The organism is Streptomyces katrae (assembly GCF_000717655.1).
In the GTDB taxonomy this organism is placed as follows: Bacteria; Actinomycetota; Actinomycetes; order Streptomycetales; family Streptomycetaceae; genus Streptomyces; species Streptomyces katrae_B.
In genome coordinates this window covers 1-8,347 of the sequence record NZ_JNZY01000080.1, presented here as the reverse complement: position 1 = coordinate 8,347, position 8,347 = coordinate 1, and the positions used below count along the sequence as shown (strand labels likewise).

Here is an 8,347-nt window from a genome sequence, read left to right as displayed (position 1 = left end):
CCCCCCCACCCCCGCGCCCATCCCGACGCCGGGTTGCGCGGGGATGGACGGGCTCTACGGGCCCTGCAGGCTCTACGGGATCGACGGGATCGCGGCGAGCCCCGCCTCGGCGATCTTTACGTCGTCCGACCAGTGGCCGCCCGAGACGCCGATGCCGCCGACCAGTTGGCCGTCCACGACGATCGGGAGGCCGCCGCCGAAGGTGACCAGGCGGTCGATGCCCGTCCGGGCGCCCACCGACAGCTGCGGGTCGTTCTCGACGAACTCGTGCCAGTCGGTGGTGCTCAGGCCGAAGGCGGCCGAGGTGTAGGCCTTGTCCTGGGCGATCTGGATGGTCATCAGGCCCGAGTCGTCCATCCGGGCGAACGCGCTGAGGTGGCCGGACTCGTCGACCACCGCGATGGCGAACCGCAGCTCCGTCTCCCGGGCCGCGGCGAGGGCGGCGTCGACGATGGCGCGCGCGAGGTCGTTGCTGAGGGCGGGGCGGATGCGGACAGCAGTCATGTCGAGCTCCTTGCACTGGTGGCTGTCGGTAGTTCGTATGCATGCAGCTAACAGCATGCGAATAGGTGTACGCAAGCTGCCTGTCATCTCGGCGAGAACTGGCAACCGTCTCCTACACTCGGCGCATGCACTACTCCGAGCGACTGCTGGTCTTCATCAAGCAGGCCGAGCGCGTGACGCAGGCCGCGAAGGAGGCCGCCGTGCGCGAGGCGGGGATCACCGCTGCGCAGCAGGGCGCGCTCGCCGTGCTCAGCGACAATCCCGGGATCAACGCCGCCGAGCTCGCGCGCAAGCTCTCGGTGACCCCGCAGACGATGAACAGCCTGCTCGGCCGGCTGGAGGCGCGCGGCCTGGTCGCCCGTACCCCGCACCCGGTCCACGGCACGCTGATCGAGATCCGGATGACCGAGCGCGGCGCGGAGGTGTTCGCCCAGGCCGACGCGCTGGTGGCGAAGCTCGACGCCCGGCTCGCCGAGGGGCTCACCGAGGCCGAGTCGGCCGCCGTACGGGATCTGCTCACCCGGATCATCCGGAACGCCGAGGCCCCAGGCCTCTGAGTCCTGGGGCCTGGGGCCTGGGGCCTGAGGGCGTCGGTGCCCCCGTCCCGTCAGCAGTTCGGATGCGTCGGGCGGTCCGCGAAGCGGTCCGCCAGCCAGTTGCCCGCCGCCAGGGAGTGCGTGATCACGCCGCTGACGTGCTCGCCGACCCAGATCGTGTCCCACTCCACGTCCGCGCCCTTCGCACACCACTCGGAGCGCAGCTGCCGCCCGACGGCGTACGGGATGAGCTCGTCGCCGAGCGCGTGGTACTGGTGCACCGGCGCGGCCGGGGCCGTCCGCCCGAGCCTGCTCTGGTTCAACCGGGCCTGCCAGTCCGGCTGTTCGAGGGGGTTGCGGGTGGTCAGGTCGGAGATCCGCTTGAAGGAGCCCGCGATGGCGTCGATCGCCACGCAGTTCTCCTTCATGCCCGACACCAACGCCTTGCCCGCCGGATTGAGGTACGAGTCCAGGCGGAGCTCCGGGAACGCCGCGTCCTGGCCCGCCGCCGCCATGAAGATCAGGCCCGAGCCGTACGAGCCGTCATTGAAGTCGGCCACCTTCATCAGGTCGGCCGGGACCCCGCCGGTCGCCGTGCCCTTCACCTTCAGCTCCGGTGCGTACGAACCCTGCAGCTCGGCGGCCCAGCTGCCGGCCTGGCCGCCCTGGGAGTAGCCCATGATGCCGACCGGGGTACCGGCCCCCAGGCCCGCCTCCGGCAGTCGCTCGGCTGCGCGCGCGGCATCGAGCACGGCCCGGCCGGCCGAGGGGCCGACCGTGTAGGTGTGGACCCCCGGGGTGCCGAGGCCCTCGTAGTCGGTGACGACCACGGCCCAGCCGCGCAGGGTGAGCTGCTGGATCAGGTTGGCCTCCATGGCGGTGCCGTACGGGAGGTTGTTGCTCGGCGCGCACGAGTCGCCCATGCCGACGGTGCCGACGGCATACGTGACGAGCGGGCGCGGGCCGGTCCGGCCGTCCTGGGGGACGATCACGGTGCCGGAGACGGTGTTCGGGGTGCCGTCGGCGGTGGTGGAGCGGTAGTGGATCTTCCAGGCCTTGGTGTTGGTGGGCTGGCCGGGCAGCGGGTGGAAGGCAGAGGGGGCGACATCGACGATGTCCCCGGGGCGGCCGGTTCCGGCTTCGGACGCGGCGGCCGTGGCGGGGATCCCGGCCGGGACGGCGGCGAGTGCGGCCGCGGCCACGACGGCGACGGCGGTCCTGCGGGTGGGGGTTCGCAAACGCATGGGCGGCTCTCCCAACGAAACGTTTCGTGCGGGGGGTGGGTGAGGAGAAAGTAGTGACCGACCGGTAGGCACGTCGCTGACCGCGCAGCTCACCTTTCCTGGCCCGGGATCGCACCCGCCCGCCCGGCACCCGCCCGGCACCCGCCCGGCACCCGCCCGGCACCCGTACGAAGGAGAAGGTGAGCCAGGCGGCGCAGCCTGCGCTTGCGGGCAGGCCGCCGTGTGGCATGCCTCCCGCATGGCACGCATCATCACGGCCGGTGTCGTCACCGCGACGACCGCCGCGCTCTTCACCCTGGGACTGCCCGCCGCGGGCGCAGCCGCCCCGCCGACCTGCTTCGGCGTCGCGGCCACCCTCACCGGCACGGGCACCCTCACCGGCACGCCCGGCAACGACGTCATCGTCGGATCGGCGGCAGCCGACACCATCGACGGCCGCGGCGGCAACGACCTCATCTGCGGGCTCGGCGGCAACGACCAGCTGGTGGGCGGCCTCGGCAGCGACCGGCTCGACGGCGCCGCCGGCAACGACGTCCTGCGCGGCGACACGGCCCTCGACACCGGCAACGCAACCGGCGGCGGCCACGACGAACTGCGCGGCGGCGACGGAGACGACGACATGGTCGGCGACTCGTTCACCGCGAGCGGGAACGCCGAGGGCGGCGGCAACGACCTCCTGGACGGCGGCCCCGGCGCCGACTTCATGACCGGCGATTCCAGGAGCCTGGACGCCGGGACCGCGCGCGGCGGCGGCAACGACCGTCTGTTCGGCGGGGACGGCGACGACGAGCACATCGACGGTGACAGCGTCGCCCTCGGCGGTGACGCCGTGGGCGGAGGCAACGACCTCGTGGACGGCGGGGGCGGCGACGACGGCCTGATCGGCGACTCGGCCGCGCCCCTCCAGGGGACGGCGACCGGCGCCGGAAACGACATCCTGCGCGCCGGCCCGGGCACCGGCGACACCGCCATCGGCGACAGCGAGGGCGTCGCGGGGGCCGTCGGCAGCGGCGGCAACGACGTGATCGACATGGGGTCCGACGGCGGCGTCTTCGCCCTGGGCGACCACAACATCAACGACCCGGCGGGTGGCCAGGCCACCGGCGCGGGCAACGACCGGATCACCGGCGGCTCCGCCGCCGACATCCTCATCGGCGACAGCTCCGTCGGGGACGCCTCCGTCACCTCGGCAGGAAACGACCAGATCGACGGCGGAGGCGGCGACGACCTCCTCTTCGGCGACAACTCCAACTTCGACGGGGACGCGACCGCCGGCACGGCAGGCGGCCGAGACCGGCTCCGCGGCCAGGCCGGCGACGACTCGATCCTCGCCGGCCCCGCCAACGACTTCCTCGACGGAGGAGCGAACACCGACTTCTGCGACGGGGAGGCGGGCACCGCCGACGCAGCCGTCAACTGCGAGACGACCGCCGGCATCCCGTAGGCCGCCGCAGGCCCTTCACCGCCAACCACCGGATGCGATCCGGTACGCGCCCGGCGTCGTCCCCGTCCAGCGGCGGAACGCGCGGTGGAAGGCGGTGTCCTCCGAGAAGCCCAGCCGGGCCGCCAGTTCCGCGATCGGCTCGCCGCTTTCCGCCAGCCCCGCGATCGCCGCGTCCCGCCGCACATGGTCCTTCAGCTGCTGGAACGAGGTCCCCTCCTGCCGGAGCCGGCGCCGCAGCGTCGCCGGGGACACCGCCAGCCGCGCCGCCACCTCCCCCAGCGCCGGCAGCCGCGGAGAGCTGCGCAACTGCCGTGCCAGGGCCCGGCGGACCTGCTCCGCGACCGTCGTCCCGTACTCCGGCCGCGACAGCAGGTCGAAGGGGGCCCGGCGCAGCATCGAGTCCAGCGCGGCCTCGTCCCGTACGAGCGGTGCGGCCAGCCAGTGCGCGTCGAAGGCGGCGCCCGTACGGTCCGCCCCGAAGCGGACCGGACAGTCGAAGAGGATCTCGTACTCGGCCTCGTGCGGCGGCGCAGGATACGCGAACGCGGCGTACGCGAGCGGGATGCGCCGCCCGATCAGCCAGCTGCCCAGCCGGTGCCAGATCGCGAGCACGCACTCGGTCAGGAAACGCTCCTCGTCCCGAGCGAAATCGTTGTGCACGGTGAACCGCGCCTCGCCGCCCGTCACTTCGAGCGCCAGCTCCGGGCCGCCCGGGAAGAGGCCGTAGAACGCCGCGGCACGCTCCACCGCCGCGCCGAGGTCCCGGCAGCCCAGCGAGGCGTAACACATCATCGCGAACGTGCCCGGGCGGCTCGGCACCGCGGACAGCCCCAGGAACTCGTCCTGCGTGGTCCGGTACAGCGCCCGGAACAGCCGGGCGAACTGCTCCGGCGTGATCCGCGCCCGGTCGTCGCCGAGCAGCAGCGGCGGGATCTGCGCCTCCTGGAGCAGCGGCACGGTGTCGATGCCGCTGCGCGCCGCCCCCGCGAGCACGGCGCGCACATGGTGCACGGTGATCGTCCGCCTCCCCATGGTCCGACGGTAGCCCCAATGAGCTCCGGGGTCAGCGGGGGTGACGCTTCCGGTCATGTCGCCCAAGGGGCCGGCCTGCCTAGCGTCGTCGGTACGTACGTACCCCGGACGTACCCCCAGGGAGGCGAGGGCGATGGACGCTGTGCGACCGGAGACGCTGGCGGTGTTCACGGAGTGGACGGGGGAGCGGTACGGCGGCGAGACCGCCCTGCGGTTCAGAGGGGACGGCGGCTGGACGACCGTCACCTACGCCGAACTGCGCGCCCGCGTACGGCAGACCGGGCGGGCGCTGCTCGGGCTGGGGATCGCGCCGGGGGAGCGGGTGGCGGTCCTGGCCGAGACCCGGCCGGCATGGACGTACACCCACTTCGGGATCCTGGCGGCGGGCGCCGTCCTCGTACCGGTGTACCCGACGGCGGGGGACGAGGAGCTGGCCTGGGTCCTGGCGGACTCGGAGGCGGTGGCCGTGGTCTGCGACGACCCGGCGCAGGCGGACCGGGCCGAGGCGCTGCGGGCGAAGCTGCCGGCGCTGCGCACGGTCGTACGGATGGACGCGCTGGCTGGGCTGCAGGGGCCGGCGGAGCTGCCGGGGCTGCCGGGGCTGCCTGGGCTGCCTGGGATCGAACCGGCCCCGGAGGCGGAACTCCTGGAACGGGCCCGGCGGGTGCCCGCCGGGGCCGACGCGTCGATCGTCTACACCTCGGGGACGACGGGCCTGCCGAAGGGCTGCCGCCTCACGCACGGCAACCTGGGCGCCATCCAGGACGCGACGCTCCCGCTGACCGAGGGCGGACCGGGCGACTCCACGTACCTGTACCTGCCGCTGGCGCACCTGCTGGCCCAGCTGATCCAGTTCACGACCCTGCTGCAGGGCGGTGAGCTGTGCTACTTCGGCGGGCGGATCGAGGACGTGCTGTCCGAGCTCGCCGAGGCGCGGCCCACCCACCTCCCGTCCGTACCCCGCCTGTTCGAGAAGGTCCACTCGGTGGTGCTGTCCCTGGCGGAGTCCCGGGAGGGCGGCGCCGAGCGCTTCCGGGAGGCGGTACGGCTGGGGGTGCTGGCGGCGGAGGGCCGGCTGCCCGAGTCCTCGCGGGCGGCGTACGAGGAGGCGGAGAAGAGCCTGTACTCCCTGGTCAGGGCCGCCTTCGGGGGCCGGCTGAACTGGGCGCTGACCGGCGGAGCGCCGATCGCCCCGGCGACCCTGGACTTCCTGCGGGCTTGCGGGATCGCGGTCTACGAGGGCTACGGAATGACCGAGTCCGGCGGGGTGATCAGCCTCAACCACCCGGCGGCCGTCCGTCACGGCACGGTGGGCCGGCCGATCGCGGGCTGCGAGGTCCGCATAGCGGCGGACGGCGAGGTCCTGGCCCGGGGGCCGATGGTCTTCCCGGGCTACCACGCGAACCCGGCCGCGACGGCGCAGGCGCTGGACGCGCAGGGCTGGCTGCACACCGGTGACCTGGGGGAGCTGGACGCCGACGGGTTCCTGACCATCACGGGCCGCAAGAAGGAGCTGATCATCACCTCCTCGGGGAAGAACATCACCCCGACGGAGATCGAGTTCGCCGTCCAGCGCTCCCGGTACGTGTCACGGGCGGTCCTGATCGGCGACCACCGGCCCCACCCCGTCGCCCTGGTCACCCTGGACGCGGAGGAGATCACGGCGTGGGCGAAGAGGCAGGGCCTCGACCTGGACGCGGCCGCCGCGGCCGCCCACCCGGCGGTCCGCGCCCTCGTCGAGGAGGCGGTCACGGCGGCCAACGCCACGGTCTCCCGCCCGGCCCGCATCCGAGCCTTCCACGTCCTGCCCGAGGACTTCACCATCGAGGCGGGCACGTTGACCCCGACCCTGAAACTCCGCCGCGCGGCGGTGGCGGAGCGGTACGCGGCGGAGATCGACGCGCTGTACGGGGACGGCCCGGACCGCCGCGGCTGAGGCCGCCGGGGCGATCGGAGCGGCCGGGGCTTCAGTCGCGGGCGTACGACCCGAGGCCGACCAGGCAGTACACGTACTCGTTGATGGTGATCCCGCCGCGGCTGTAGCGGTACGAGAACGCGTACTGCGTCTTCGGATTGCTGTTGCAGCGGTCCAGCTCCGACGTCAGCGGGATGCTCTCGATCACCTTGTAGTGCGCGTCGGACGCCGAGCAGGAGACCTCCTCCACGCCGGTGACCTTCGTCGGGGTCGTCGAGTCCGGCAGGGTCCCGTTGAGGCAGGTGCCCCGGTCGAACGGGCTGGGGGCCGGCTCCTCGGAGGGCGGGGCGAGCGGATCGCTCGAGCTGTCCACCGGCGGCGGGGCCGGGGCCGGGGACCAGGAGCTGTACGAGGGGGTGGGCCGCGGTGCGGCGGCGCGGTCCTGGTCGTCGTCCCCGCTGTTCAGCAGGATCGCGCCGATGACGATGGCGACGACGATGCCGAGGGCTACGAGGCATCCCCGCGGGCTCGACGCGGGTGCGGGTGCCGGTGCCGGTCCGGGCCCGGGAGCGACCCGGATGCGCAACAGCACCTCGCCCTCGCCGAGCCGGGCCCGCACGAGATCGCCGTCCCGGGAGGGCGGAATCCGCAGCCGGGCCACGCCGGTCGCCAGCGTCACGGTCAGGATCACGCCGTGGGCGGCCTGCTGCGGGGTGATGGTGATCGGGATCTCCTGCGACTCCACCGGCTGCTCCACGGGGTGAGGGGACGACGGCCTGACGGGTCCTCATCGAGTGTGCAGTACTTGCGTGTTGGGACGCAGTCGTTCCGCCGGGACGGCCCGGCCGCCGTGGTGGAGGCAGCGGCCGGGCGGACCCGCTCGTGATCAGCCGAACTGGCCCGGCTGGTAGTCGCCCGCCGGCTGCCGGACGATCACGTTCATCCGGTTGTAGGTGTTGATCAGGGCGATGAGGGAGACCAGGGCGGCCAGCTGGTCCTCGTCGTAGTACTTGGCGGCTTCCGCCCAGGCCGCGTCCGTGACACCGCCGGCGGCGTCGGCGATGCGCGTGCCCTGCTCCGTCAGCTCCAGGGCCGCCCGCTCGGCGTCGGTGAACACCGTCGCCTCACGCCAGGCCGCGACCAGGTTGAGCCGCACGGCGGTCTCCCCGGCGTGTACGGCGTCCTTGAAGTGCATGTCGGTGCAGAAGCCGCAGCCGTTGATCTGGCTGGCCCGCAGCTTCACCAGCTCTTGCGTGGGGGCCGGCAGCGTCGAGTCCGAGATGACCTTGCCTGCCGAGTTGATGTACCGCGCGAACTTGGCGGCGACGGCGTTGCCGAGGAAGTTGAGCCGAGCGTCCATCGTGATCTCCTTGCCGTATCGACCGTTACACAGCTCTGACGGATCAGCGCGGGCGGATGTGACAGCTGGGCGACAGGGGTGGGTGGGGGTGGGGCGGGGGCTGTGTGAGCGGCGTCGGGAAGGGCGGTCGGGATGTCGGGGGCGGGGTCTGTGTGCTCGGGGTCGGGAGAGGCGGGGGCGGGGAGACCAGGGGGCGGGGTTCGTGTACTCGGTGTCGGAGGTGTGTCCGGGGGTGTCCCGTCAGTCCACTGTCCTTCCGTGTCGTGCCGGGCCGTCAAGGGCGCTCCTCCTTCGTCGTCGCGTCGCTTCGCG

At 73.2% G+C, this 8,347-nt stretch carries 8 protein-coding genes; 3 read left to right on the top strand and 5 right to left on the bottom strand.

Annotated elements, in window-relative coordinates; genetic code table 11:
• Positions 1 to 72: 72 nt before the first annotated feature.
• Positions 73 to 504, bottom strand: coding sequence for a GlcG/HbpS family heme-binding protein (locus IF09_RS0139255; protein WP_030304313.1), 432 nt, complete (start codon positions 502 to 504; stop codon positions 73 to 75).
• A gap of 125 nt (positions 505 to 629) precedes the next feature.
• Here IF09_RS0139255 and IF09_RS0139250 point away from each other — a divergent pair, with 125 nt between their 5' ends.
• Positions 630 to 1,061 (top strand): MarR family winged helix-turn-helix transcriptional regulator, encoded by a 432-nt coding sequence (locus IF09_RS0139250; protein WP_030304311.1) that lies wholly within the window; start codon positions 630 to 632, stop codon positions 1,059 to 1,061.
• Between the two features lie 50 nt (positions 1,062 to 1,111).
• Here the strand turns inward: IF09_RS0139250 and IF09_RS0139245 are convergent, their stop codons facing one another.
• Positions 1,112 to 2,284, bottom strand: a complete 1,173-nt coding sequence (locus IF09_RS0139245; protein ID WP_030304309.1) for a lipase family protein — start codon at positions 2,282 to 2,284, stop codon at positions 1,112 to 1,114.
• 238 nt (positions 2,285 to 2,522) lie between these two features.
• Between IF09_RS0139245 and IF09_RS0139240 the strand changes: the two genes are divergently transcribed.
• Complete coding sequence (locus IF09_RS0139240; RefSeq protein ID WP_051833671.1) at positions 2,523 to 3,728, top strand: calcium-binding protein; 1,206 nt, start codon at positions 2,523 to 2,525, stop codon at positions 3,726 to 3,728.
• Positions 3,729 to 3,743: 15 nt separating this feature from the next.
• Here IF09_RS0139240 and IF09_RS0139235 read toward each other — a convergent pair whose 3' ends face one another.
• Positions 3,744 to 4,760, bottom strand: coding sequence for an AraC family transcriptional regulator (locus IF09_RS0139235; RefSeq protein WP_030304306.1), 1,017 nt, complete (start codon positions 4,758 to 4,760; stop codon positions 3,744 to 3,746).
• 133 nt (positions 4,761 to 4,893) lie between these two features.
• On the opposite strand from IF09_RS0139235, the gene IF09_RS0139230 reads away from it, so the two are divergent.
• Positions 4,894 to 6,696, top strand: a complete 1,803-nt coding sequence (locus IF09_RS0139230; RefSeq protein WP_030304305.1) for an AMP-dependent synthetase/ligase — start codon at positions 4,894 to 4,896, stop codon at positions 6,694 to 6,696.
• Between the two features lie 31 nt (positions 6,697 to 6,727).
• Here IF09_RS0139230 and IF09_RS0139225 read toward each other — a convergent pair whose 3' ends face one another.
• Both IF09_RS0139225 and IF09_RS0139220 read right to left on the bottom strand, forming a co-directional pair.
• Positions 6,728 to 7,432 carry an LppU/SCO3897 family protein gene (locus IF09_RS0139225; RefSeq protein ID WP_051833670.1) on the bottom strand — a complete coding sequence of 235 codons (705 nt, stop codon included), beginning with the start codon at positions 7,430 to 7,432 and terminating at the stop codon, positions 6,728 to 6,730.
• Between the two features lie 129 nt (positions 7,433 to 7,561).
• A complete protein-coding gene (locus IF09_RS0139220; protein ID WP_030304302.1) occupies positions 7,562 to 8,035 on the bottom strand; it encodes a carboxymuconolactone decarboxylase family protein in 474 nt (157 codons plus the stop codon).
• Positions 8,036 to 8,347 lie beyond the last annotated feature (312 nt).

Excerpts from the sequence above, each read along its gene's own strand:
- IF09_RS0139230 (WP_030304305.1), top strand. The coding sequence starts at position 4,894 with ATGGACGCTGTGCGACCGGAGACGCTGGCGGTGTTCACGGAGTGGACG.
- IF09_RS0139235 (WP_030304306.1), bottom strand. The coding sequence starts at position 4,760 with ATGGGGAGGCGGACGATCACCGTGCACCATGTGCGCGCCGTGCTCGCG.
- IF09_RS0139255 (WP_030304313.1), bottom strand. The coding sequence starts at position 504 with ATGACTGCTGTCCGCATCCGCCCCGCCCTCAGCAACGACCTCGCGCGC.
- IF09_RS0139220 (WP_030304302.1), bottom strand. The coding sequence starts at position 8,035 with ATGGACGCTCGGCTCAACTTCCTCGGCAACGCCGTCGCCGCCAAGTTC.
- IF09_RS0139240 (WP_051833671.1), top strand. The coding sequence starts at position 2,523 with ATGGCACGCATCATCACGGCCGGTGTCGTCACCGCGACGACCGCCGCG.
- IF09_RS0139250 (WP_030304311.1), top strand. The coding sequence starts at position 630 with ATGCACTACTCCGAGCGACTGCTGGTCTTCATCAAGCAGGCCGAGCGC.
- IF09_RS0139245 (WP_030304309.1), bottom strand. The coding sequence starts at position 2,284 with ATGCGTTTGCGAACCCCCACCCGCAGGACCGCCGTCGCCGTCGTGGCC.